A 25,881-nucleotide genomic window follows, 5' to 3' on the forward strand; every position below is an offset into this window, starting at 1 on the left:
TGTTAATGGCATTAACTGCAGTGCCTGTTGGTTTTGTTGCTGGTTTATTTGGTATTGGTGGTGGTTTAATTACAGTTCCATTTCTTTATTATATTTTTGGATCATTAGGAATTGATCAACAATATATAATGCATTTAGCGGTTGGAACCTCTTTTTCAATAATAATTCCAACGTCAATAGTTTCAGTTTTAACCCATCATAAATTTAATGCGGTGGATTTTAACGTAGTTAAAAGTTACGGTATTTTTGTGGTTGTAGGAGTTATTTTGGGAACAATATTTGCTGCAACTGTTAAAACAAAACCTCTAGTACTTTTTTTTTCAATCGTAATATTCATTTTAGGAATTTATTCTTTTTTAATTAAAGAAAAAGAACAAAATGTAATATCTGAAATGAAACTATATTTAAAAATCATACTTGGTTCAATTGTTGGATTTATTTCAGCTATAACGGGCATAGGCGGTGCTGTCATGAATGTACCAATTCTTAAGTTCTTTGGTTATTCAATTAATAAAGCAATTGGTAGTGCAGCAGCAATTGGTTTTCTAATTGCATTGTTTGGTGCCACAGGTTTTTTTATTTCAGGAAGTTATTTAAAAACAAATTTACCTTTTAGTATTGGGTTCTTAAATGTGCCAGCTTTTTTAATCTTTATTCCTATTACAACTTTTATGGCAAGATTGGGTGCAAGAACAGTTCACAAAATAGATAAAAATAAAATTAGTAAACTTCTTGGTATTTTTTTACTAATTGTAGCAATTAAGTTTTTCTATGAATATATAAAATTATAAATATGTATTTTAAGGTCAATAAAAAATTTTTAGAGTCGTCATATCATATAATAGATCTTAAATTATGTAGTATTAGGCTTCATGATAATTCTAAATTTCCATGGCTTATTTTAATTCCTAAAAGAAATAAGATTACTGATATGAGTGATCTAAATTCTAAAGATCAAATTCTACTTATTAAAGAAATTGTTTATGTAAGTAAAATAATGAGAAAAATATTTAAAACTCCAAAACTTAATGTTGAAAAAATTGGTAATATTGTTCCTCAATTACATATTCACATTATTGCAAGATATAAAAAAGATAGCTCATGGCCATTATCTGTTTGGGTTGTTAAAGGTAAAAATTATACTAAAGAAGCCTTAACTATCATGATCCGAAAGTTTAGTAAGGCTATTAAATAAAAAGAGGTGACTTCAGTCTCCCTCCATCACCTCACTTAAAAATTTATCCGATTCTCAGAAAATAACGAAGCACGTTTTGATTGAATCTTTGATTTATTGTATAATTTTAATTAAGGACCTTTTTTTCACAGAATTTAGACGCAAACTCAGTATCTTTATAAATATCCTCTGGCTTTTGCTTGAAAACAGCATCCAACTCTTCATCAGAAAACTTTTTACTTAATTTATTAACTGTGCATTTGCAATAGATTTTGGATTTATCTGCACCTAAATACTGTTTTGAGTTCTGGTAGCAACCAATGTACATTTTTTGCTCATTTTGCTCACTAAATGCATGACTTTTTAAGGGTATTAAAAAGAATAGAATTAAAATTAGGTTAAATTTTTTGATCATATTCGCCAACTTTTCCAGTTTTTTGAAGCAAATTATCAATAAAATTAAAAATTTTCTTCTTTCTGATATCTGATGTCGGGCTTTCTGTTACAATTACTAATGATGGTTTATTTGAAGAGGCTCTAATTAATCCCCAAGATCCATCTTCAAAAGAAAATCTTACTCCGTTAACAGTAAGTACTTCTGTGATTATTTGTTCATCAATCTTAGTTTGATTTTTTTTTATTTCTTCAACTTGTTTAACTAAATCTTCAACTACTTGATATTTTTCTTCATCTTTACAGAAAGGCGCCATAGTGGGTGTTTGATAAGTATTTGGTAATTCATTAATTATTTCACTCATATTTTTATTTTGATTATCTAATAAATGACATATGTGAATTGCTGAATTGATACCATCATCATAACCATAGCCTAATGGTTGATTGAAGAAGAAATGACCACTTTTTTCAAAACCAGCTAATGCTTTTTCAGTATTTACTTTTCTTTTAATATGAGAATGTCCTGTTTTCCAATAAATAGTTTCACAACCATTTTCTAATAAAACTTTATCTTTTGAATATAATCCAGTTGATTTTACATCTACCACAAACTTAGAATTTTTATGTTTTGTTGATAGGTTTCTTGCAATTAATAAACCAATTTTATCAGAAAATATTTCATTTCCTTCATTGTCTATTACACCAACTCTATCTCCATCACCATCGAATCCAAAACCCACATCTGCATTATTATCTTTAACTGATTTTGCAATTGCATGAAGCATTTCTAAATCCTCTGGATTAGGATTGTATTTTGGAAAAGTCCAATCTAAATTACAGTCAAGCTCAATAACCTCACAACCAATTCCTCTCAAAATATTGGGAGCAAATACACCAGCAGTACCATTTCCACATGCAACAACTGCTTTTAATTTTTTATTAATCTTATTACCATTTATTAAATCATCCTTGTAAACTTGTTGAAAATTTTTAATTTTTTTTTCAGTTCCTTCACCATTTGAGAAGTTTTTATTTAATGTAATTTCTTTTAATTCTTTCATTTCTTCAGGTGCATGAGTTAATCCTTTTTTGATACCCATTTTTACACCAGTCCAACCATTCTCGTTATGACTTGCCGTAACCATTGCAACCGCATCTGCATCTAAGTTAAATTGTGCAAAATAAACCATCGGTGATAATGATAAACCTACATCCTCAACATAACACCCAGTTGTGATTAACCCTTTTTTAAGAGCACTTTTAATTTCTTCACTATAAGATCTGTAATCGTGCCCGACGATTACTCTTGGATTATCTTTTTGAGTATGTTTTTTTATTTGTGTGCCTAAACCCTTCCCAAGATTCGTGATTCCCTCTTTATTGATGTCTTTTTCGTACAACCATCGAGCGTCATATTCCCTAAAACCATAGGGGTCTATTTTTAAAATTTGATTCATCTGTTAATTACTTACTCTTTTTTAAATTTTTTTATTGAAAAATATTTTGTCACGTTCTATAAATGTTCTATTGAAAAGTTGTTTATATAGTATATTAACAACAAGCGCATACAACATCTAGTTGTTTTCGCCACAATAACAAAATATAGTACTAATTATGAATAAAATTCTATCTCAGGCCTTAAAGAAAGCTGTCTCTGAATATAGCCCTGAGGTCAAAGAAGTATCAAAAGGAAATAGACCTGATCTATTTTCTTTAAGCACAGAAACTGAACTTTTTCAAAATGATAAAGGAATTATAATTAAGATTGATAGATCCAAAGATGCAAACTTAACTGATTTTGGTAAAGCAACATTAAAAGATAGATACCTTGGCCACAACGAGTCTTTTCAAGATTTATTTGCACGTGTAGCAAGTTCGTATGCTGATGATAATTTACATGCACAAAGAATTTATAATTACATAAGTAACCTTTGGTTTATGCCAGCGACACCTGTTTTATCTAATGGTGGAACTAAAAGAGGGCTGCCTATTTCTTGTTTTTTGAATGAAGCTTCGGATAGTTTAGGAGGCATTCTTGATCTTTGGAGCGAAAACGTTTGGTTAGCAGCAAAAGGTGGAGGTATTGGAAGTTACTGGGGTAACCTTAGATCTATCGGTGAAAAAATTGGTAAAGTTGGAAAAACATCTGGAATAATTCCTTTTATTAAAGTTATGGACTCACTAACCATGGCAATCAGCCAAGGTTCATTAAGAAGAGGATCTGCTGCTTGTTATTTACCAGTTGATCATCCTGAGATTGAAGAATTTATTGAAATGAGAAGACCTACAGGTGGAGACCCAAACAGAAAAGCTTTAAATTTACACCATGGTGTTTTACTTTCTGATGCATTTATGAGAGCTGTAGAAAATGATGAGCAGTGGGGACTAAAAAGTCCTGCAGATGGTACCGTTCAACAAACATTGTCTGCTAGAAACCTATGGATAAGATTATTAACTGCAAGAATTGAAACGGGTGAGCCTTATATTATTTATATCGATACTGTTAATAGATTGATCCCACAACATCACAAACTTGCCAACTTAACTGTTAAGACATCAAATCTATGTAGCGAGATAACTTTGCCTACTGGCATTGATAAAGATGGAAGAGATAGAACTGCTGTTTGTTGCTTGTCTTCATTAAACTTAGAAAAGTACGAAGAATGGAAAGATGATCCAGACATGATCAGTGATGTAATGAGATTTTTAGATAATGTTTTAACTGATTTTATAAAAAAAGCTCCTGATCAATTCAAAGATGCAAAATATTCTGCAGAAAGAGAAAGAAGCGTTGGATTGGGTGTGATGGGTTTCCATTCTTTCTTACAAAAAAATAGAATTCCACTTGAGTCAGTAATGGCTAAATCTTGGAATAAAAAAATATTTAAACAAATCGATGAACAAGTTAATAAAGCCTCAAAAGATTTAGCTGAAGAAAGAGGAGCTTGTCCAGATGCTGCAGAATATGGTTATCAAGAGAGATTTTCTAATAAAACAGCAATTGCACCAACAGCTTCTATATCAATTATATGTGGTGGTGCTTCACCAGGAGTAGAGCCGATTGCAGCTAACAGTTATACGCACAAAACTTTATCTGGCTCATTTAATGTAAGAAACAGATATTTGGAAGAAATATTAGAAAGTCATGGTAAAAATGACGATGAAACTTGGTCCACAATTACAACAAATCAAGGTTCAGTATCTCATTTAAATTTTTTAACTGATTTAGAAAAAGATGTTTTTAAAACAGCATTTGAGTTAAATCAAAAATGGATCATTGAGTTAAGTGGAGACAGAACTCCATATATATCACAAGCTCAGTCAGTAAATTTATTTTTACCAGCTGATGTTCATAAAAAAGAGTTACACAAAATTCATTTTGATGCTTGGAAAAAAGGCTTAAAGAGCCTTTATTACTGTAGATCAAAATCAATTCAAAGAGCTGAAAATATCAATGATGCAAAATCAACAGATGTTTTAGCCAACGTTTATAAAAACAAACCAACCAAATCTGAAGAACCAGAATACGAGGAGTGTCTATCATGTCAGTAGCAGAAAAAATTAAAACACCAAATAATGAAATAATCCAACCAAAAAAAATGGGTCTGTTAGTTGAAAATCCAGTTTACAAACCATTTAGATATCCATGGTGTTATGATGCTTGGTTAACTCAACAAAGAATTCATTGGTTGCCAGAAGAGGTGCCACTAGGTGATGATGTTAGAGATTGGCAAAAAAATTTAACTCAATCTGAAAAAAACTTATTAACTCAAATATTTAGGTTTTTCACCCAAGCCGATGTTGAAGTTAGCAATTGTTATTTAAGACATTATACAACTGTATTTAAACCAACAGAAGTATTGATGATGATGACAGCTTTTGCTTCGATGGAAACTGTCCATGTAGCAGCTTACTCACATTTGTTAGATACAATTGGAATGCCAGAGTCTGAATATTCAGCTTTCATGAAATACAAAGAGATGAAAGATAAATATGATTACATGCAAGGTTTCAATGTAAATTCTAAAGAAGATATTGCAAAAACAGTTGCTGTATTTAGTGCTTTTACAGAGGGACTTCAATTGTTTGCTAGTTTTGCAATTCTTTTAAATTTCCCAAGACATAATAAGATGAAGGGAATGGGGCAGATTGTTACTTGGTCTGTTAGGGATGAAACTCTTCATTGTAATTCTATGATTAGAGTTTTTAAAGAGTTCATTAATGAGAATCCTGAGATATGGACTCCAAAACTTAAAAAAGAACTTTATGAAGCTTGCAGAACTATCATTGAACATGAGGATGCTTTTATAGATCTTGCTTTTGAAATGGGTCCTATGGAAGGTTTAACAGCTCAAGAAGTTAAAGATTATATTAGATTTATAGCTAATAGAAGACTTTCGCAGCTAGGTCTTGAACCAATTTATGATGTACAAAAAAATCCGCTTACTTGGTTAGATACAATGTTGAATGCTGTTGAGCACATGAACTTTTTTGAAGGTCGTGCAACAGAATACTCTAAAGCATCAACACAAGGTACTTGGGTCGAAGCATTTAGTTAATTCCCTTGAGATATAAGAAGTATTTTAGAAAAACGAGTCTTAAACAAAAAGATGTCGGGAATTTTTTTTTAGATGAAATTAGTAAAAAAAAACCTAAAATATTTCTTGAGGTTGGTGTTTTTCACGGTGTAACCGCAAGAAATATTTGTGAGCTTCTTTATCAAATACATAAAGATGATTTTAGATACATTGGTTTGGATCTTTTTGAAAAAAGCTCCGTAAATGCTAACGAAATTATTCCCCAAACTAAATTTTCAAATCCATTTAAATCAATTTATTTTAAATACATAAAAAGACAAGATCCATATAGCAAAAAGGCCGTTGAAGAACTTCTTTCTAAGTTTAAAAATAACGTTTCATTAATAAAAGGAAACTCAAACTTATTATTAAAAAAAATTGATATGTCTAAAGTTGATTATGTATTTTTAGATGGTGGCCATGATTATTCAACTGTAATGAATGATTTAATTCACTCGAATGATGTTATCAAGAATAATGGAACTATTCTTTGTGATGATTATGATCTCTCATATGCACCTGGAGTAAAAAAAGCGATAGAGGAATTTACATTAAAGAAAAAATATAAATGTTCGATTATTTGTAATGGTAGATTTGCAAAAATTGAAAATAATAATTATCTATAATTCAATTCCATTACTTTACGATGCTTACTACCTTTATACTTAGCAAGTGGTCGAATAAGTTTGTTTGCAGCATGTTGTTCCATTATATGGGCTGACCAACCAGTAATTCTTGAGATTACAAATATAGGTGTAAAAAAGTCTGTATCAAAACCCATTAAATGATAGGTAGGACCAGTAGGATAATCTACGTTTGGATGAATATTCTTTTTTTTAATCATCACTTTTTCAACGATGTCATAGATTTTTTCAAAAGTTTTATCTTTTTTTATTTTAGCAACTTTTCCAAAATATTCTCTCATAGTAGGAACCCTAGAATCTCCAGATTTATAAACTCTGTGGCCAAATCCCATCACAACATCTTTATTCTTAAGAGCATTATTAATCCATTTTAATGCATTTTCAGGTTTTTTAATTTTTCTCATCATGTGCATAACTTCTTCATTTGCACCACCATGTAAAGGACCTTTTAAACTTGCAATAGCTCCAGTGATAGCTCCATGAATATCTGATAAGCTACTAGTGATTGTTCTTGCAGTAAAAGTTGAAACATTAAAACTATGTTCTGCATATAAAATTAAAGATACATCAAAAGCTTTTACAATTTCTTTTTGAGGAACTTTACCAAAACACATATAAAAAAAGTTTTCAGCAAAAGTTAATTCTTTTTTAGGTTTGATAATTTTTTTACCACCTCTAATTCTATAAAAAGCAGCTAAAGCAGTAGGAGTTTTTGCAAAAATTCTTAGAGCTTTTCTCATGTTTGCTTCAGGTGAAGAGTCAGACGTCTCTTTGTCTTCTAGACCCATCACACTAACGGCTGTACGAGCAACATCCATTGGATGTGATTTTTTTGGCATATGTTTAATTATCTCATATAAATTTTTTGATAATTCTCTGTTATTCTTTTCTTCTTTTTCAAATTTTTTTAATTCAATTGAGTTTGGAAGATCCTTGTTTAAGATTAGATAAGCTACTTCTTCAAACCTACAATATTCACATAAATCTTGAGCGGCATAACCTCTATAAGTTAGAGAATTTATTTCAGGCATTACTTTTGAAACTTCTGTTTCATCAACCACTATTCCCAGTAAACCTTTTTTAATTTCATCACTCATTATTCATGTCCTTCCGTGCTAAAGTTGTAAATTTTTTCATCAAGTGAGTTGTATTTTTCATACTCAACTAACTCATAAAGTCTTTTTCTTGTTTGCATTTTATCAATAATATTATTCTGATGTCCATTCGCATAAATGTCTCTTAATCCATCTTCCACATTTTTCATAGCTAACCTTTGAGTAGTGACTGGATAAATCACTATATTATATCCAAAATTCTCTAACTCTTTGTAATTGAAAAGTTTTGATTTACCAAATTCAGTCATATTGGCTAATAAATAACAAGAAAGTTCCTTTCTTACTTTTTCAAAATCTTTTTCATCCTGAAGTGCTTCAGGAAAAATAATTTCAGCACCAGCATCAACATATGCTTTACATCTATCAATCATTTTATCAATACCCTCAACACCTTTGGCATCTGATCTTGCAATTATTTTAAAATTACTATCTTTTTTTGCAGCAACACATTCTTTGATTTTGTTGACCATTGCCTCTGTTGAAATTAATTCTTTATTGTCAAGATGGCCACATCTCTTTCTTTCGATTTGATCTTCTAAATGAACAGCAGTAATTCCAAATTCTTCAAAAGTTTCAATAGTTTCTTTACAAGATTTAAAACCTGTATCTATGTCAACAATTGTTGGTAAATTAGTAACCCTTGAAATCAAATAAGATCTAGTGCTTACATCTTGCAATGTAGTTAAACCAATGTCAGGGAAGCCAAGATCGTTAGCCATCACTCCACCTGAAATATAAACAGCATCATAACCAATCTCTTCAATTAGTTTTGCAGTTAATGGATTGTAGGCTCCTGGTACTCTTAATATTTTATTTGATTTTAATTTTTCAACAAAATCTATTCTTTTTTGACTTGGTTCTTTGTCAACAAAATGCACTAAAATATTCCTTTTTTTAAGTTTCTTTTTAAGTTACTTTTTTGAATTTCTAGATTCAATTTATCTAATTGACCTGATTTTAATTTTTTTAAATTTTGAACTATTTTTAAAAATCGATCACTTTCTTTTTTATTAAGAATACCATCAGTTAAGGTTAAGAACTTATTAATATAATTTTGTCTTTTAAATGGTCTTGCTCCATAAGGGTGAGCATCTGCTCTATCAAGTTGTTCATTAATTTTTTTACCATTATTTAATGTAACAACTACTTTAGCTCCAAAAGATTTTTTCATTGGGTTTGGATCATGATATTTTTTAGTCCATTTCTTATCTTCATAAGTTGTAATTGACTTCCAAATTTTAATTGTACTTTTTCTATTTGCCCTTTTTTTTGTGTAAGATTTTACATGGTGCCAATCACCATCTTCTAATGCAACAGCAAAAATATACATAATAGAATGATCAAGAGTTTCCCTGCTTGCATTAGGGTCCATCTTTTGTGGATCGTTTGCACCTGTTCCAATTACATAATGAGTGTGGTGACTTGTAAATATATCAATTTTTTTAATTTGGTTTAGATTAGGTATTTTAGCCTTAAGTTTTTTAGCTAAATCAATTAAAGCTTGAGATTGATACTCAGCAGAATATTCTTTCGTGTAAGTCTCAAGAATTGCTTTTTTAATCTCTCCTTTTTTAGGAAGAGGCACTTTATAATTAGCCTTTTTTCCATCTAATATTCTAGCAATAACACTATCTTCACCTTCGTATATTGGGCTAGGTGCTCCTTCACCTCGCATAACTCTATCTACAGCTTCAATTGCAAGTTTACCTGCATGTGCTGGTGCATAAGCTTTCCAGCTTGAAATTTCACCTTTTCTCGATTGTCTAGTTGAAACAGTAGTATGAAGTGCTTGTTGAACTGCCTGATAGATTGTTTCAGTATTAAGTTTTAGCATTGAACCTAGACCTGCAGCAACACTTGGTCCTAAATGAGCTATGTGATCTACTTTATGTTTATGCAAACAAATCCCTTTTACTAAGTTTACTTGAACTTCGTATGCTGTAATAATTCCACGTAACAAATCTAACCCACTAAGATTATTTTGTTGAGCAACTGCTAAAAGTGGTGGGATATTATCCCCAGGGTGACTGTAGTCAGCTGCTAAAAAAGTATCATGGAAATCAAGTTCCCTAACAGCAGTTCCATTTGACCAAGCAGCCCATTCACAATCAAATTTTAGTTTTGAATTTATACCAAATAAAGTTGCTCCATTTTTTCTAGAATGTTTTAATGCCATTTCTCTCGAAGAAATCACAGGTTTTCTGTTCAATGATGCAATTGCAACTGAGGCATTATCAATAATTCTATTGATTACCATTTCAATTGCTTTTTTATTTAATCTTACATTATCACTTGCAATTTCTGCTATCTTCCAAGCTAGTTGTTTTTTTTTAGTAAGATTGATTTTAGACGGATAAACTTTAACTGTGTGTAATAACAAAATAACTCCTTAATAGTGATTTTGTTTTAATAGTTAAAAAAAATTAATCAATATTAAAGATATTCACTTATTATTTTTTCAATACCAATAAAGTCTTTTATTAGGTGATTATGATATATTTCGGTTGTATTTTTTTCTGTATACCCATTTTCTAATAAAATAACTGGTATCTCTGCTGTCTTAGCTGCATTTGCGTCAGTTTCGCTATCACCAATCATTATAGTTTTTTTAATATCACCATCTAATATTTCCACTACATTTGTGAGATGTCTTGGATCTGGCTTACAATAATCAAACGTATTTGATCCTGCAACATATTCAAAAAAATCATAAATTCCAATTTTTTTCAAAAGATCATTAGCCAAATATTCTTGTTTATTTGTGCATACGGCCATTGATATATTTTGTTCTTTACACCAAATTAAAAAATCTTTAACTCCTGTAACCAAGGTACTTTCGTTAACAATATTTTTACCATAAAAATTTACAAACTCTTTAACCATTTCGTCTTTAATCTTTTCGTCTAAAACTCTACTAAATTCTTTTTTTGCTTGTCCCCATATAGATCTTCCTATTAGTGCACCAGCACCTTTACCAACTAGATTTCGGATATCTTCAGTTGATTTAGTGGGGTAACCGAATTTTTTCATAACATGGTTATGAGCTAACATTAAATCTGGCGCTGTATCTACAAGGGTACCATCTAAATCAAATAAAATTGTGAATTTTTGCTTCATATTAAAAGTTTTTTAAAGAAATATTATGTGAATTAATTAAATCATATACTTAATATAAAGCTTTTTGAAATGAAAGAATTAAATTCACAAAAAATTCAAAATAAACTTCGAAGTAAGTTTTTTAATAGTGGTGTAAAAATGTCTGGTCCCGAAACAATCTTTTTTTCGAACGATACTAAAATTGGCAAAAACGTAACTATTGATCCTTATGTTGTAATAGGAAAAAATGTAAAAATAGGAAATAATGTTGTGATAAAATCATTTTCACATCTAGAGTCTTGTAAAATTGAAAATAAAGTTGAACTTGGTCCTTATGCTAGGATTAGACCTGACACAATTTTGAAAGAAGGATCTAAAATTGGAAACTTTGTTGAAATTAAAAAAAGTACTGTTGGAAAAAAATCAAAAGTAAACCACCTATCTTATATTGGAGATAGTGACCTTGGTAAATCTGTCAATATAGGTGCCGGAACAATTACTTGTAATTTTGACGGTCTAAAAAAGAGTAAAACAAAAATTAAAGACAAGGTTTTTATAGGATCGAATTCATCTTTAGTTGCTCCTCTCACTATAGAAAAAGAGAGTATTATTGGTGCAGGTTCAGTTATAACTAAAAATGTAAAAAAGAAATCTTTAGCGCTGACAAGATCAAAACAAACTGAAGTAAAAAATTATAAAAGAAAATAATTTATGTGTGGAATAATTGGAATATCTAGTAATAAATCTGTATCAAACAGCATTATTAATTCTCTCAAAAAATTAGAGTATAGAGGTTACGACTCCGCAGGTATTGCAACCTTGTCTAACGGTTTAATTAATGAAGTTAAATCCAAAGGTAGAGTAGAAAATTTAGAAAATAATTTTGATTTAAAACATCTTTCAGGAAATATTGGCATCGGTCATGTTAGATGGGCAACTCACGGTGTACCCAATAGTGTAAATGCTCATCCTCATTCGTCAGAAAATGTATCAGTTGTTCACAATGGAATAATTGAAAATTCAACATTATTAAAAAAATATTTATTAAATAAAGGACATAAATTTAAATCTCAAACTGACACAGAGGTAATTGTTCATCTTATTACAGAAAATCTTAAAACATCTGAATTACAAAAGGCCATTACAAAAACTTTAAAACAACTTCATGGAAGTTTTGCTTTAGGAATTATTTTCAAAGATATGCCTGATTTAATAATAGGTGCAAGACGTGGCTCACCATTAGCAGTTGGATATGGTCCAAATGAAAATTATTTAGGATCTGATTCTTATGCTCTAAAATCAATGACAAACAAAATAACATATTTAGATGATGGTGAATTTTGTTTCGTTAAAAAAGATGAAGTTAATTTTTTTAATGAACAAGGCATAAAAATTAATAAAAAAGTTTTAGAACTTTCCTCTGACCAGCAAAATTATGACAAAGGTGATTTTAAACATTTTATGGCTAAAGAAATTGAGGAACAACCACAAACTTTGAAAACAGGTATTAAAGAATACTTAGATAGCATGAATAATGATATCAATATTTATAATTTTCCATGGAAATTAGATGAAATTAAATCAATTATGCTTATTGGATGTGGAACAGCTTATCACTCTTGTTTGATGGCCAAATATTGGTTTGAACAGTTAACAACTCTAGATGTTAATATTGATATTGCTTCAGAGTTTAGATACCGAAAAAACAGATTTAAAATTGACACTTTATATGTCTTTGTTTCTCAATCAGGTGAAACTGCTGATACCTATGCAGCTTTAGATTTATGTAATAAAAATAATATGAAGACTTGTGCTGTTGTCAATGTAATTGAAAGCTCAATTGCTAGAGATTCAAATTTTGTATTGCCAATTCATTGTGGTCCTGAAATAGGAGTTGCTTCAACCAAAGCTTTTTTAGGTCAAATACTTGTTTTGTATATTTTATCATTAAAATTATCTTCATTAAGGAAAGAAATTGATAATAAAAAATATCAAAAAAAAATTAAAGATCTTAAAGATTTACCAAAATTAATTAAAGAAACATTATTAATAGATAATGATGTCCAAGCTATCGCATCAACATTTAATGAAGCTAAAGGATCAATGTTTTTAGGAAGAGGCTTGTCATACCCAATTGCATTAGAAGGTGCATTAAAACTAAAAGAATTATCATATGTTCATGCAGAAGGTTATCCTGCAGGAGAAATGAAACATGGACCGTTAGCATTGATTGAAGAGGGTATGCCGGTCGTAGTTTTAGCTCCAAGAGATAACTATTATAAAAAAACTATTTCAAATATGCAGGAAGTAGTAGCTAGAGGAGCTAAAGTTTTATTGATAACAAATAAAAGCAAAGATGAAATTGTGTCTGAAAATATTTGGGAAAAAATTGAGGTAGAAACAACAAATGATGATTTGCTTCCATTTCTTTTAACCATTCCATTGCAAAAACTTGCATATTATTCAGCTCTTAAAAAAGGTTATGATATAGATAAGCCAAGAAACCTGGCAAAATCAGTAACAGTTGAATAAAGTCCAAACTCTGTTAAAACAATCCCAAGTTGAATATGAAAAATTGGAAAAAAAATAGTTGGAGAAAATATCCCGTTAAACACATTCCTGAATATCCAGATAAAAAAGAACTGGGTATGGTTTTGGATAAAATGAGTACTTTTCCACCTTTAGTGTTTGCTGGCGAGACAAGACATTTAAAAGATCAACTCGCTGATGTAGTGGATGGAAAAGCTTTTTTACTTCAAGGTGGAGATTGTGCAGAAAGTTTTGCAGAATTTAATCCAGATAATATTAGAGATACTTTTAAATTAATGCTGCAAATGTCATTAGTATTAACTTATTCAGCATCTTTGCCAGTTGTTAAAGTTGGAAGAATTGCTGGTCAATTTTCAAAACCTAGAAGTTCACCTGTAGAAACTAAAGATGGAGTACAATTACCTAGTTACTTAGGAGACAATATAAATGGTATGGAATTTACTGAAAAAGCTAGAATTCCAGATCCTAAAAGATTATTTAAAGCTTACTCTCAATCTGCAGCAACATTAAATCTTATTAGAGCTTTTTGCCATGGTGGTTTTGCAGATCTTCAAAATGTTCATACTTGGAACCTTGGATTTATAAAAAATAGTCCCGAGTTAAAAAGATTTAAAGAATTAGAAGATAGAATTTCTGATGCTTTAGCATTCATGCAAGCTTGTGGTATTAATTCAGATTTTAATAGAAGATTAAAAACAGTAAATTTTTGGACTTCTCATGAAGCATTATTGCTACCTTTTGAAGAAACAATGACCAGAACAGATTCTACGACTGGAGAAAATCATGATACATCAGCACACTTTGTTTGGATTGGAGATAGAACTAGACAATTAGATGGTGGTCACGTTGAATTTTGTAGAGGAATAGAAAATCCAATTGGAATCAAGTGTGGCCCAACCTTAAAACCAGAAGATTTAATTAATCTTTGTAATAAGATTAATCCAAAAAATGAAAAAGGTAAGATTACTCTAATTTCAAGATTTGGTGCTGATAATGTTTCAAAACATTTACCAAAATTAATTCGTGCCATTAAAAAAGAGGGTTTAAATGTGGTTTGGTCATGTGATCCATGCCACGGAAATACAATTCAAGCAGTAACAGGATTTAAGACAAGACCATTTAATAGTGTACTTAAAGAAGTTAAAAATGTATTTGCATGCCATCAAAGTGAAGGTAGCTACGCAGGTGGTCTTCATATAGAGCTTACTGGTCAGAATGTAACTGAATGTATCGGTGGAGCTCAAAAAATATCAGAAAAAGATTTATCATCAAGATATCATACTCACTGCGATCCAAGACTTAACGCAAATCAAGCCTTAGAATTAGCTTTTTTAATTTCTGATGAGATAAAAAAGAATAGCTCATATTCTAAAAATGCAGATAGAGCGGCATCTTAAAACATTGTAAAAGATACCAACTAATAATATTTTAAAATTATGAAGGCCTCAGAAAAAGTAAATTTCATATCTAATTGGATAAAAGATTATGCTACAAATATGCCAAGTAAAGCACAATCATTAGTTATTGGAATTTCTGGTGGGATAGACTCTTCTGTTTCAAGCACATTAAGTGCAATGACAGGATTAAAAACAATTGTATTATCGATGCCAATTAAACAAAAATCACAACAACATGATTTAAGTTTAAAGCATCAAGAGTGGCTGGTTAACAAATTTAAAAATGTTGAAGCACATACAATTAATTTAGATGAATTATTTGGAGCTTTTTCAACTAGCTTATCTAAATTTGATAACGAACATGGTATGGCAAACTCTAGAGCTAGATTACGAATGACTACTCTTTATCAGGTAGCAGCTGCAAACAAAGGTATTGTAGTTGGTACAGGTAACAAAGTTGAAGACTTTGGTGTTGGGTTTTATACAAAATATGGTGATGGTGGTGTTGATATTTCACCAATTGCTGATTGTAATAAAACAGAAGTTTGGGAGATTGGAAAAGAACTTGGAATTTTAAAAGAAATAGTTGAGGCAGCTCCAACAGATGGTTTGTGGGATGATGGTCGAACAGACGAAGGTCAACTTGGTTTACAATATCATCAATTAGAAGAAGCAATGAATAATCCTAACTCACCTAATAGAGCAAAATACGAAACTATAAGAAAACAAAATTTGCATAAAATGAAGCCCATTCCAGTGTGCAAAATTCCAAATTAATCAAATAGATTCACAAATCTGTAAATTAAGTATATTTCTAAAATGATGAATAAAGATATTTTTTTAACAAATAATCTAAGCAATAAAAAAGAAAAATTTGTTCCAATAAATGAAAAAAATATTGGAATGTATGTTTGTGGTCCTACGGTTTATGATGACCCTCATATTGGTAACGCTAGACCAATAGTTATCTTTGATATTCTTTTTAAAATACTTAAAAGTAAATATTCAATAGTCACTTATGTAAGAAATATTACAGATGTTGATGATAAAATAATTAAATCATCAAATGAAAAAAAAATATCAATTACAGATTTAACTCAAACAGTAATTAAAAGCTTCAGTGAAGATTGTAATTATCTAAATTGTGAAAATCCAACGCAACAACCTAAAGCTACAGAGCATGTTGATTTGATGATTGAGATGATTTCTGAATTAATTAAAAAAGATTTTGCTTATGAAAATAATAAACATGTTTATTTTGAAGTAAAAAAATTTGGTGACTATGGTCAATTATCTAACAAAAAGTTAGAAGAATTAATTGCTGGATCAAGAATTGAAGTGAGTGATAATAAAAAGAACTCAGAAGATTTTGTATTGTGGAAACCTTCTTTAGAAAATGAACCATCATGGGACTCCCCATGGGGTAAAGGTAGACCTGGTTGGCATTTAGAATGTTCTGCTATGTCTAAGAAATTTCTAGGAAATGAATTTGATATACATGGTGGAGGAATAGATTTAATTTTTCCACATCATGAAAATGAAATCGCTCAATCAAGATGCGCAAATGACACCAAATTTTTTGCAAATTATTGGTTGCATAATGCTTTTATTACTATGTCAAATGAAAAGATGGCAAAATCTCAGGGCAACATTTTAAAGATAAAAGATTTTAGAAAGAAAGTTAGTGGACAAGTTTTAAGATTTGCTCTGATTAGTGCTCATTATAAACAGCCATTGGATTGGAATGATAAATTATTAGAAGATTGTCAAAATACAATTGATAAATGGTACAATGTTTATCAGCCTTCAAATAAAAATATAGATGATGATATTATTCAGCCACTTTATGATGATATTAATACACCAGGTTACATAGCAAATTTGCACAAGCTTTATGATAAAGCTAATAAGGGAAATGATGAAGATAAACAGGTATTTAATACGGCTTGTAATTTTATTGGTTTGCTACAAGAAACAAAAGATGAATGGTTAAATTATAAAAAAGGAAAAGTAGATATTTCAGAGACAGAAATTGAAGATAAAATAAATCTAAGAAATAAAGCTAGAGCAGATAAAAATTACAAAGAAGCTGACGACATTCGAGACTACCTTTTGGACAAAGGTGTTTTAATAGAAGATAAAGATGGTAAAACAATCTGGAAATTAAAATGAGTAAGGAAAAGTTATATATTTTTGACACCACATTAAGAGATGGAGCTCAAACACAAGGAGTTGATTTTTCAATTGATGACAAGGTGAAAATATCAAACTCACTAGACACTCTAGGTGTAGATTATATTGAAGGTGGATGGCCTGGCGCTAACCCAACGGATACAGAATTTTTTAATAAAGATCACGGTTTTATCAACGCAAAACTTACAGCTTTTGGTATGACCAAAAAGTCAGAACATAGTGCTGAAAATGATCCTATGTTGGCATCACTAATTAACTCAAAAAGTTCTTCAGTGTGCTTATTTGGTAAATCTTGGGATTTTCAAGTTGATGTAGCGCTAGGAATTACTAATAAAGACAATTTAGAAAATATTAGTGAAAGTGCAAAACATATTGTTGGCTCAGGCAAAGAGTTCATGTTTGATGCAGAGCATTTCTTTGATGGATATAAATCTAATCCTGATTATGCCCTAAAATGTTTGAAAGCAGCATACGATCAAGGCGCAAGATGGATTGTTTTGTGTGACACAAACGGTGGAACTCTTCCATATGAAGTAACTAAAATTGTATCTGAAGTTACAAAGTATATCCCAGGGAAGAATTTAGGTATCCATGCTCATAATGATACAGAAAATGCAGTAGCAAATAGCTTGGCTGCAGTTCAAGCAGGAGTTAGACAAATCCAAGGAACTATTAATGGATTAGGAGAGAGATGTGGAAATGCAAATTTAATGTCTTTAATTCCATCATTGTTTTTAAAGAAAGATTTTAGTGAAAAATTTGACTTAAATATTAAACGTGAAAATTTAAAAAATTTAACACAATGTTCTCGTTTGTTGGATGAATTACTTAATAGAAAACCTAATAAACATTTACCTTATGTAGGAGCTTCAGCTTTTTCGCATAAAGGCGGGATGCATGTTTCCGCAGTTCAAAAAGATCCAAAAACATACGAACATATTGACCCTGAAGAAGTAGGGAACTCAAGAAATATTGTGGTTTCAGATCAGGCTGGACAGTCAAATATAATGTCTAGATTAAAATCAATTGGTATCCAAATTGAGAAAAATGATCCAAAAATTAAAAAACTTTTAAGCGAAGTTAAAGACAGAGAATTTATTGGTTATAGTTATGATGGAGCAGACGCTTCATTTGAATTATTGGCTAGAAGATTGATGGGTGATATTCCAAGGTATATTTTAATCAATGAATATGATGTTTCAGTTAAAAAAGATAGTACTGGTGAAATTATTTCACATGCTAAGGCACAATTAGAAGTTGATGGTCAAAAAATATTATGCGAAGGTGAAGGGAATGGTCCTGTAAATGCACTTGATAATGCGATTAGAAAAAATGTAAATAAACTTGCTAAATATTCAGAGTATTTAAAAGACTTAAAATTAGTTGATTATAAAGTAAGGATTTTGAATACAGGTACTGAAGCGGTGACTAGAGTTTCAATCGAAAGTACAGACTCTAAAGGTATTAATTGGTTTACTATCGGAGTTTCACCAAATATAATTGATGCATCATTTAAGGCATTGGTAGATAGTTTAGATTATAAATTATTTAAAGATAAGGCTCCAGCTAGTCTATAATTTTGATTTTCACAAATAATGTCAGTAAATAATATTACTTTTATTCTACATAAACCTCAACTATCAGAAAATATTGGTGCTTGTGCCAGAGGAATGAAGAATTTTAATTTTCAAAAACTATCAGTTATTGATCCAAAACCCATTTTTCCTAATGATAAGATTTTAGCTACTTCAGTTGGTGCTAAAAATATAATTAATAAAAGTAAAGTTTTTGACAGTTTAGAGCCTGCATTAAAAAATATAGATTATGTGATTGCAACTTCAGCAAGATTTAGAAATAAAAATATTAAACATATTCAGTTAGATGACCTAAAAGAAATTGATTTTACTAAAAAAGTAGCATTTCTATTTGGTTCTGAGGCATCAGGATTATCTAATAATGAGGTTAGTTATGCAAATTATACGTTACAAATTCCAACTAATCCTGAATTTAAATCTTTAAATTTATCGCACAGCCTAATTATCATTGCTCAATATGTTTCAAATATTGTTAAAGCTAAAACTTCTAATTTTAAAAAATCACAAAAGGTAAAATCTGCCTCCAAAAAAGAGATTCATTCAATGACAAACCTTTGTATTCAAAATTTAGATGAAATAAACTTTTTTAAACCGAAGGAGAAGAAACCTATTATGTTAGAAAATTTAAGAAATATTTTCTATAGAATGGAGTTATCATCTAAAGAAACGCGTATATTAGCCAGTGTATTTGCTAGTTTAGGTAAAAAACGTTGATTGACAAAATGTTCAGTACGCTTATAAACCCCATTATCAAATGACAAAAAGATTAAACTCTAAACATAAAGTAGACAGAAGATTAAAAGCCAATTTATGGGGAAGACCTAAAAGTCCTTTTAATAAAAGAGACTATGGACCTGGACAACATGGCCAGGGTAGAAAAGGTAAACTTTCTGATTACGGAACTCAATTACAAGCTAAACAAAAACTTAAAGCTTACTACGGAAATATTAACGAAAGACAATTTAGAAATATTTATAAAAAAGCTGTGATGCTTAAAGGTGATACTGGCGAAAATTTGATCGGATTACTTGAAAGAAGATTAGATGCGGTTATTTATAGAGCAAAATTTGCTACAACAGTATTTTCTTCAAGACAATTAATTAACCACGGTCACGTTAGAGTGAATGGAAAAAAAGTTAATATTGGAAGTTACATTGTAAAAGAAGAAGACACAATTGAAATTAGAGACAAATCTAAACAACTTGCAATTATTGATATCGCTCTTGCTAGTAAAGAAAGAGAAGCTCCAGAATATATTCAAATGGATGAAAAAAATAAAAAAGTTAAGTTTGTAAGAACACCTAAATTTGAAGAAGTTCCATATCCAATTGTGATGGAACCAAATTTGGTAATTGAATATTACTCTAGATAAAATTTCAATTAATTTTTAGCCTTAAAATTTATTCCGTTAGTTTCAAATAATTTTGCTAATTCACCAGTTTCGTACATTTCTTTTACTATATCACAACCACCGATGAATTCTTTTTTAACATAAAGTTGTGGAATTGTAGGCCAGTCACTGAAAACTTTAATTCCTTCTCTAATATTTTGATCTTCTAAAACATTTACACTTTGAAAGTTAACTTCAAGAAGTTTTAACATATTTGTTACTGCCATAGAAAAACCACACTGAGGAGCATCAGGTGTTCCTTTCATAAATAAACATACTTCTTTTGTATTTATATGATTTTGAATTATATTTTTTATATTATCGTCCATTATTGCTCCTTTGTTTTAATTGCTAGGGCATGTAATTCATTTCCCATTTTACCTTTTAAAGAATTATATACCATTTTATGTTGTTCAATTTTGCTTTTACCTGAGAATTCTTTAGAAGTAATTGTTGCTGAATAATGATTACCATCTCCTGCTAAATCTTGAATTTCAACTGTAGCATCAGAAAGTGCCTCTTTAATTAAACTCTCAATTTCTTTTAAATCCATTGCCATTATTTACTCATATAATTAGTTAACCAACTTGTATTCGATGTTCTTAATTCGTCAATTGATACTTTTGTCTTCTCATTAATAAACAGTTGATCTTCATTAATTGTTCCAAGTTCATCAAAATGTACAGCATTTTTATTTAAAATATCAGTCACTTTTTTTAGACTATTTTTACTTACTTCAATTATATATCTACTTTGATCCTCAGCAAAATAGTATTCAATTTCATTAATTAAATATTTTGGTTTTTTAAGATTAATTCCTTTATTTCCCTTAATACACATTTTGCTTACGGCAGTTATTATTCCACCAATTGAAACATCATGAGCACTTTTGATATGGCTCCCTTCAATTAATTTCAATAAAGTTTCACCATTATTTTTTTCATTAAACAAATTTATCTCCGGTGGAGGACCATTTTTTTCATCTAAAATGTTTCTTGCAAATAAGCTTTGATCAATATGACCTTCAGTTTTTCCAATAACCAAAACGACATTATCAACTTCTTTAAAATCCATTGTAATCATTTTGTTATAATCTTTGATTAAACCGACTCCACCTATAGATGGGGTAGGCTTAATTCCTTTATCCTTCGTTTGATTGTAAAAAGATACATTTCCAGACACGACTGGGAATTTTAAATACTCTGCTGCTTCACCAATTCCTTGAACACACTCCACAAACTCTCCCATGTTTTCTTCATTTTCAGGACTACCAAAGTTTAAGCAATTTGTAATAGCAACAGGTTTTGCACCAACAGAAATTAGATTTCTAAAACTTTCACAAACAACTTGTTTTCCACCAGTTAAAGGGTGTGCCCAACAATATACAGCAGATGAGTCTACCGATGCAGCAACTGCTTTATCGGTTCCATGAACTCTAACAACTCCAGAGTCCCCACCTGGTTTTTGAATTGTATCACCCATAACTGTATGGTCATACTGCTGCCAAATCCATTCTTTGCTACAAACATTAGGATTGGATAAAACTTTTTTCAACACATCTATAATTTTTAAATTTTTAAAATCTTCTTTTTTAATTTTGTTTTTTTTGGGAAGTTTTGCTTTTTTCCATTTACGGTCATACATTGGTGAATTTTCAACTAAAGTATTTACTGGAATATTAGCCACTTGTTCGTTATCAAAAAAAAGTTCAATTTTTTTAGAATTAGTAGTTCTACCAATTACTGCAAAATCTAAATTCCATTTATCGAATATTTTTTTAGCTTGTTCCTCTTTACCACTTTCAAGTACAATCAACATTCTTTCTTGACTTTCAGAAAGCATAATTTCATAAGGGGTCATTTTTGTTTCTCTACATGGAACTTTGTTTAAATTAATTTCAATTCCAAGATTTCCTTTTGAAGCCATTTCAATACTTGATGATGTTAATCCTGCTGCCCCCATGTCTTGTATAGCTATAATTGAGTCTCCAGCCATTAATTCTAAACAAGCTTCAAGTAGTAATTTTTCAGTGAATGGGTCTCCAACTTGAACAGTGGGTTTTTTCTCTTCTATTTTTTCATCAAAACTAGCTGACGCCATACTAGCACCATGAATTCCATCTCTTCCTGTTTTTGATCCTACATAAATTACTGGTTTATTTAGGCCAGCAGCTTTGGAATAAAAAATCTTATCTTTTTTGACTAAACCTAAAGTCATAGCATTAACTAAAATATTACCGTTATAAGAACTATCAAAGTTTGTTTGACCTGCAATAGTTGGAACACCCATACAATTGCCGTAACCACCTATTCCATGAACTACACCTCTTAGTAAATTTTTTGTTTTTTTGTGTTGAGGAGAGCCAAAATGAATAGAGTTTAAATTGGCTATAGGTCGTGCTCCCATTGTAAACACATCCCTCATAATTCCACCAACACCAGTTGCAGCTCCTTGATAGGGCTCGATAAAAGAAGGGTGGTTGTGACTTTCTATTTTAAATATAATTGCATCATTATCTCCAATATCAACAACACCAGCATTTTCACCTGGTCCTTGAATTACTTGCTTTCCTTTTGTTGGAAGTTTTTTTAAGTGAAGTCTAGATGACTTATATGAACAATGTTCATTCCACATAGCTGAAAAAATACCAAGCTCCGTAATATTAGGTGTTCGCTTTAATAGGTCACAAATTTTAGCATACTCATCTTTTTTAAGACCGTGATCTATAGCTACTTGTTCGTTTACGATCATTTTAAATTATTTATTAAATTACTAAAAAAAAGAGATCCATCTTCACCCGATAAAGAAGTGTCAATCATTCTTTCAGGGTGAGGCATCATTCCTAAAATATTTTTTTCTTTATTAAAAATTCCTGCAATATTTTTAATTGATCCATTAGGATTAAACTGTTCTTCAGTTTTACCTTCTTTATCACAGTAATTAATTGCAATTTGCTCATTATCTTCAATTTCTTTTAACTGCTCTTTAGTACAAAAATAGTTTCCTTCGTTATGAGCAATGTGTAACTCTAAAACTTCATTATCAATATTTTTAAAGTATGTATTTTGTTTATTATTAATTTTAACAAATACATTTTTACAAATAAATTCTAAGTATTTGTTTCTTAATAAAACGCCTGGAACTAAACCTGTTTCAACTAAAATTTGAAAACCATTACAAATTCCCATCACCATTCCACCAGAATTTGCAAAGTTAATGACAGATTTCATTATTTTTGATTTAGATGCCATGCTTCCACATCTTAAATAATCACCATAAGAAAAGCCTCCAGGTAAAACTACTAAATCACTTTTTGGTAACTCAAGATCATCGTGCCAAACCATTTTATTTTTAAAACCAAATTTTTTAAGAGCTACACTCATATCTCGATCACAATTAGAACCAGGAAATGTAATGACGGATGATTTCATTAATTATTGTACATCAATAATTTTATAATTTTCGATAACTAGATTAGCTAAAAGTTTCTTGCACATTTCTTCAACTTTATCTTTAGCTTTTTTAGGGTCATTTTCTTTAGTATTGATTTCAAAATACTTTCCTTGTCTTACTTCACTGATGTCATTGAAACCCATCCCATCTAATGTTTGGTGAATAACTTTGCCCTGAGGATCCAAGACATCTTTTTTAAGAGTTATAATTACTGAAATTTTCATTTAGGTTTCCTTTTAACTGATGATAATTTTGTAATATTTACCGCAGAAACATTTGATTGCTCGTGAAGTATCCCCAATCTTCTTGCAACTTCTGTATATGCTGGAATAAGATCACCTAAATTTTTTCTAAACCTATCTTTATCTAACTTTTTATCAGTAATACTATCCCAAAGTCTACAAGTATCAGGGCTAATTTCATCAGCTAGAATAACTTCATCTTTACCGTTAACTTTAAGTCTTCCAAATTCTAACTTAAAATCAATTAATTTAATTCCCACACCTCTAAACATACCAATCATAAAGTCATTAATTCTTAAAATCATTTTTTTTACTTTTTCGATTTCTTTTTTTGAAGCCCAATCAAAAGCTATAATATGTTCTTCCGCTATTAGAGGATCTCCTAATTTGTCATCCTTTAAGCAGTACTCAATTAATGGTTCTTTTAAAACTGTTCCATCTTCAATACCTAATCTCTTAGTAATGGATCCAGTTGCAACGTTTCTCACAATAAATTCAATTGGAATAATTTCTACTAACTTAATAACTTGTTCTCTCATATTAAGTCTTTTGACTAAATGATTTTTAATCCCAATTTGAGAAAGATTTGAAAGAATATGTTCTGAAATTCTGTTATTTAAAACACCTTTTCCTTCAATAGTAGATTTTTTTTGATTATTAAAGGCTGTTGCATCATCTTTAAAATACTGAATGACAAAATTTTTATCATTGGTTGTATAAATGATTTTAGCCTTACCTTCGTATAGTTTTTTACCTTTTTTCATTATTTAAAAACTCTTCTAAAGATGAAATTCACATTTTTAAAGTGTTTTGCGTAACTAAATATAGATTTTAGTTTTTTAAGGGAGATTTTGCTCATAATTAACTTATCGGAACTAATTACATCAAATAAATTTAAGTTTTCTGCAAAACATTTTTTAGCATAATTTTGAACCATTCTGTAAGATTGTTCTCTACTTAATCCAGATTTTGTTAACTCTAACATTACCTCTTGTGAAAAAATTAATCCTTTAGTGATATTTAAATTTTCTAACATTTTTTTAGGATAAACAATCATATTATCTAAAATGTTAGTTAATCTAACCAATGCAAAATCAGTTGTGATATTTGAATCAGGCCCGATATTTCTTTCAACACTTGAATGTGAAATATCTCTTTCGTGCCATAGAGCAATATTTTCTAAAGCAGGAATGACTGCACTTCTAACCATTCTTGCAAGACCAGTTAAGTTTTCACTTAATATTGGATTTTTTTTATGAGGCATTGCAGAAGAACCTTTTTGATTTTTTGAGAAGAATTCTTGTAATTCATAAACTTCAGTTCTTTGTAAATGTCTAATTTCAACCGCAACTCTTTCAATTGATCCAGCAATAATTCCCAATACTGAAAAATAAAAAGCATGTCGGTCTCTAGGTATTACTTGAGTTGAAATTGGTTCAACTTTTAAACCTAGTTTTTTTGCAACGTATTTTTCAACATTAGGATTAATATTAGCAAAGGTTCCAACAGCACCAGATATCGCACAAGTTGATACTTCATCAATTGCATCTAATAATCTTTTTCTATTTCTTTTAAATTCTTCGTAAAATGAAGCCAATTTTAATCCAAAAGTAACTGGTTCCGCGTGAATACCGTGACTTCTTCCCATACACGGTGTAAATTTGTATTTTTTTGATTGTTTTTTAAGAACTTTTAACATTTGATCTAAGTCTTTTAGGATGATTTTACCTGATTGAACCATTTGGATATTAAAACTTGTATCCAATACATCTGATGAGGTCATACCTTGGTGAAGATATCTAGCTTTTATACCTGCTTTTTCAGTAACAGAAGTAAGAAAGGCTATAACATCATGTTTAACTTCAGATTCTATTTTATGAATTCTGTTTACATTAATTTTGGACTTTTTTCTTACAACTGATGCAACTCCTTTTGGAATTTGTCCAAGTTTTTCCATTGCTTCAGCAGCTGCAACTTCGACATCTAGCCAAATTTTATATTTATTTTCTTCTGACCAAATGTCAGTTAATTCTTTTCGCGAGTATCTTTTAATCATTAA

At 30.1% G+C, this 25,881-nt stretch carries 26 protein-coding genes; 13 read left to right on the forward strand and 13 right to left on the reverse strand.

What is annotated here, in order from left to right; genetic code table 11:
• The first annotated feature begins 5 nt into the window (after positions 1-5).
• Entirely contained in the window at positions 6-791 is a 786-nt protein-coding gene (locus F754_RS0102690) for a sulfite exporter TauE/SafE family protein (RefSeq protein ID WP_023648379.1), read from the forward strand.
• A gap of 2 nt (positions 792-793) precedes the next feature.
• Positions 794-1,195, forward strand: coding sequence for an HIT domain-containing protein (locus tag F754_RS0102695; protein WP_023648380.1), 402 nt, complete (start codon positions 794-796; stop codon positions 1,193-1,195).
• Between the two features lie 106 nt (positions 1,196-1,301).
• Here the strand turns inward: F754_RS0102695 and F754_RS0102700 are convergent, their stop codons facing one another.
• The gene (locus tag F754_RS0102700; RefSeq protein ID WP_023648381.1) at positions 1,302-1,589 is read right to left on the reverse strand and encodes a hypothetical protein; all 288 of its coding nucleotides are present in this window, start codon (positions 1,587-1,589) and stop codon (positions 1,302-1,304) included.
• Entirely contained in the window at positions 1,573-3,027 is a 1,455-nt protein-coding gene (locus tag F754_RS0102705) for a phosphomannomutase/phosphoglucomutase (RefSeq protein ID WP_023648382.1), read from the reverse strand. Before F754_RS0102705 ends, F754_RS0102700 begins: the two co-directional genes overlap by 17 nt.
• Before the next feature lie 157 nt (positions 3,028-3,184).
• On the opposite strand from F754_RS0102705, the gene F754_RS0102710 reads away from it, so the two are divergent.
• From F754_RS0102710 to F754_RS0102720, 3 genes are read left to right on the forward strand one after another with little or no spacing between them, the layout of a single operon-like run.
• Positions 3,185-5,122: a ribonucleoside-diphosphate reductase subunit alpha gene (locus F754_RS0102710; RefSeq protein ID WP_023648383.1), complete on the forward strand. Its 1,938-nt coding sequence runs from the start codon at positions 3,185-3,187 to the stop codon at positions 5,120-5,122.
• Complete coding sequence (locus tag F754_RS0102715; RefSeq protein WP_023648384.1) at positions 5,113-6,129, forward strand: ribonucleotide-diphosphate reductase subunit beta; 1,017 nt, start codon at positions 5,113-5,115, stop codon at positions 6,127-6,129. Before F754_RS0102710 ends, F754_RS0102715 begins: the two co-directional genes overlap by 10 nt.
• Positions 6,130-6,134: 5 nt before the next feature.
• Positions 6,135-6,773: a class I SAM-dependent methyltransferase gene (locus tag F754_RS0102720; protein ID WP_023648385.1), complete on the forward strand. Its 639-nt coding sequence runs from the start codon at positions 6,135-6,137 to the stop codon at positions 6,771-6,773.
• Here the strand turns inward: F754_RS0102720 and F754_RS0102725 are convergent.
• The 4 genes from F754_RS0102725 to F754_RS0102740 are packed head-to-tail and all read right to left on the reverse strand — an operon-like array spanning position 6,764 to position 11,023.
• The gene (locus tag F754_RS0102725) at positions 6,764-7,888 is read right to left on the reverse strand and encodes a bifunctional 2-methylcitrate synthase/citrate synthase (RefSeq protein ID WP_023648386.1); all 1,125 of its coding nucleotides are present in this window, start codon (positions 7,886-7,888) and stop codon (positions 6,764-6,766) included. The two genes, F754_RS0102720 and F754_RS0102725, sit on opposite strands and share 10 nt — an antisense overlap.
• Positions 7,888-8,784: a methylisocitrate lyase gene (gene prpB, locus F754_RS0102730; RefSeq protein WP_023648387.1), complete on the reverse strand. Its 897-nt coding sequence runs from the start codon at positions 8,782-8,784 to the stop codon at positions 7,888-7,890. Before prpB ends, F754_RS0102725 begins: the two co-directional genes overlap by 1 nt.
• Positions 8,784-10,286 carry an MmgE/PrpD family protein gene (locus F754_RS0102735; RefSeq protein ID WP_023648388.1) on the reverse strand — a complete coding sequence of 501 codons (1,503 nt, stop codon included), beginning with the start codon at positions 10,284-10,286 and terminating at the stop codon, positions 8,784-8,786. The genes prpB and F754_RS0102735 overlap by 1 nt, the downstream gene beginning before the upstream one ends.
• Positions 10,287-10,339: 53 nt before the next feature.
• Complete coding sequence (locus F754_RS0102740; RefSeq protein ID WP_023648389.1) at positions 10,340-11,023, reverse strand: HAD-IA family hydrolase; 684 nt, start codon at positions 11,021-11,023, stop codon at positions 10,340-10,342.
• 69 nt (positions 11,024-11,092) lie between these two features.
• On the opposite strand from F754_RS0102740, the gene F754_RS0102745 reads away from it, so the two are divergent.
• Genes F754_RS0102745 through rpsD form a run of 8 tightly spaced genes read left to right on the forward strand, consistent with a single transcriptional unit; the run spans position 11,093 to position 20,109 of the window.
• The gene (locus F754_RS0102745) at positions 11,093-11,710 is read left to right on the forward strand and encodes a UDP-N-acetylglucosamine pyrophosphorylase (protein ID WP_023648390.1); all 618 of its coding nucleotides are present in this window, start codon (positions 11,093-11,095) and stop codon (positions 11,708-11,710) included.
• A 3-nt stretch (positions 11,711-11,713) separates the two neighbouring features.
• A complete protein-coding gene (gene glmS / locus F754_RS0102750) occupies positions 11,714-13,534 on the forward strand; it encodes a glutamine--fructose-6-phosphate transaminase (isomerizing) (protein ID WP_023648391.1) in 1,821 nt (606 codons plus the stop codon).
• Positions 13,535-13,569: 35 nt separating this feature from the next.
• Positions 13,570-14,949 carry a 3-deoxy-7-phosphoheptulonate synthase class II gene (locus tag F754_RS0102755; RefSeq protein WP_023648392.1) on the forward strand — a complete coding sequence of 460 codons (1,380 nt, stop codon included), beginning with the start codon at positions 13,570-13,572 and terminating at the stop codon, positions 14,947-14,949.
• A gap of 39 nt (positions 14,950-14,988) precedes the next feature.
• Complete coding sequence (gene nadE, locus F754_RS0102760; RefSeq protein WP_023648393.1) at positions 14,989-15,726, forward strand: NAD(+) synthase; 738 nt, start codon at positions 14,989-14,991, stop codon at positions 15,724-15,726.
• Positions 15,727-15,771: 45 nt separating this feature from the next.
• Positions 15,772-17,121, forward strand: coding sequence for a cysteine--tRNA ligase (locus F754_RS0102765; protein ID WP_023648394.1), 1,350 nt, complete (start codon positions 15,772-15,774; stop codon positions 17,119-17,121).
• On the forward strand, positions 17,118-18,719 hold the full coding sequence (locus F754_RS0102770; protein WP_023648395.1) for a citramalate synthase: 1,602 nt from the start codon (positions 17,118-17,120) through the stop codon (positions 18,717-18,719). The genes F754_RS0102765 and F754_RS0102770 overlap by 4 nt, the downstream gene beginning before the upstream one ends.
• 18 nt (positions 18,720-18,737) lie before the next feature.
• On the forward strand, positions 18,738-19,451 hold the full coding sequence (locus F754_RS0102775; protein WP_023648396.1) for an RNA methyltransferase: 714 nt from the start codon (positions 18,738-18,740) through the stop codon (positions 19,449-19,451).
• A 40-nt stretch (positions 19,452-19,491) separates the two neighbouring features.
• A complete protein-coding gene (gene rpsD / locus F754_RS0102780; protein ID WP_023648397.1) occupies positions 19,492-20,109 on the forward strand; it encodes a 30S ribosomal protein S4 in 618 nt (205 codons plus the stop codon).
• A gap of 8 nt (positions 20,110-20,117) precedes the next feature.
• Here rpsD and grxD read toward each other — a convergent pair whose 3' ends face one another.
• From grxD to F754_RS0102815, 7 genes are read right to left on the reverse strand one after another with little or no spacing between them, the layout of a single operon-like run.
• Entirely contained in the window at positions 20,118-20,456 is a 339-nt protein-coding gene (gene grxD / locus F754_RS0102785) for a Grx4 family monothiol glutaredoxin (RefSeq protein ID WP_023648398.1), read from the reverse strand.
• The gene (locus F754_RS0102790) at positions 20,456-20,686 is read right to left on the reverse strand and encodes a BolA/IbaG family iron-sulfur metabolism protein (protein ID WP_023648399.1); all 231 of its coding nucleotides are present in this window, start codon (positions 20,684-20,686) and stop codon (positions 20,456-20,458) included. The genes grxD and F754_RS0102790 overlap by 1 nt, the downstream gene beginning before the upstream one ends.
• Positions 20,686-22,878 (reverse strand): phosphoribosylformylglycinamidine synthase subunit PurL, encoded by a 2,193-nt coding sequence (gene purL, locus F754_RS0102795; RefSeq protein ID WP_023648400.1) that lies wholly within the window; start codon positions 22,876-22,878, stop codon positions 20,686-20,688. Before purL ends, F754_RS0102790 begins: the two co-directional genes overlap by 1 nt.
• A complete protein-coding gene (gene purQ, locus F754_RS0102800) occupies positions 22,875-23,558 on the reverse strand; it encodes a phosphoribosylformylglycinamidine synthase I (RefSeq protein ID WP_023648401.1) in 684 nt (227 codons plus the stop codon). Before purQ ends, purL begins: the two co-directional genes overlap by 4 nt.
• Positions 23,559-23,561: 3 nt before the next feature.
• The gene (purS, locus tag F754_RS0102805; RefSeq protein ID WP_023648402.1) at positions 23,562-23,804 is read right to left on the reverse strand and encodes a phosphoribosylformylglycinamidine synthase subunit PurS; all 243 of its coding nucleotides are present in this window, start codon (positions 23,802-23,804) and stop codon (positions 23,562-23,564) included.
• On the reverse strand, positions 23,801-24,586 hold the full coding sequence (locus F754_RS0102810) for a phosphoribosylaminoimidazolesuccinocarboxamide synthase (protein ID WP_023648403.1): 786 nt from the start codon (positions 24,584-24,586) through the stop codon (positions 23,801-23,803). The genes purS and F754_RS0102810 overlap by 4 nt, the downstream gene beginning before the upstream one ends.
• Positions 24,586-25,878, reverse strand: coding sequence for an adenylosuccinate lyase (locus F754_RS0102815; RefSeq protein WP_023648404.1), 1,293 nt, complete (start codon positions 25,876-25,878; stop codon positions 24,586-24,588). Before F754_RS0102815 ends, F754_RS0102810 begins: the two co-directional genes overlap by 1 nt.
• Positions 25,879-25,881 lie beyond the last annotated feature (3 nt).

The organism is Candidatus Pelagibacter ubique HTCC8051, assembly GCF_000472605.1.
Taxonomy (GTDB): Bacteria; Pseudomonadota; Alphaproteobacteria; order Pelagibacterales; family Pelagibacteraceae; genus Pelagibacter; species Pelagibacter communis_B.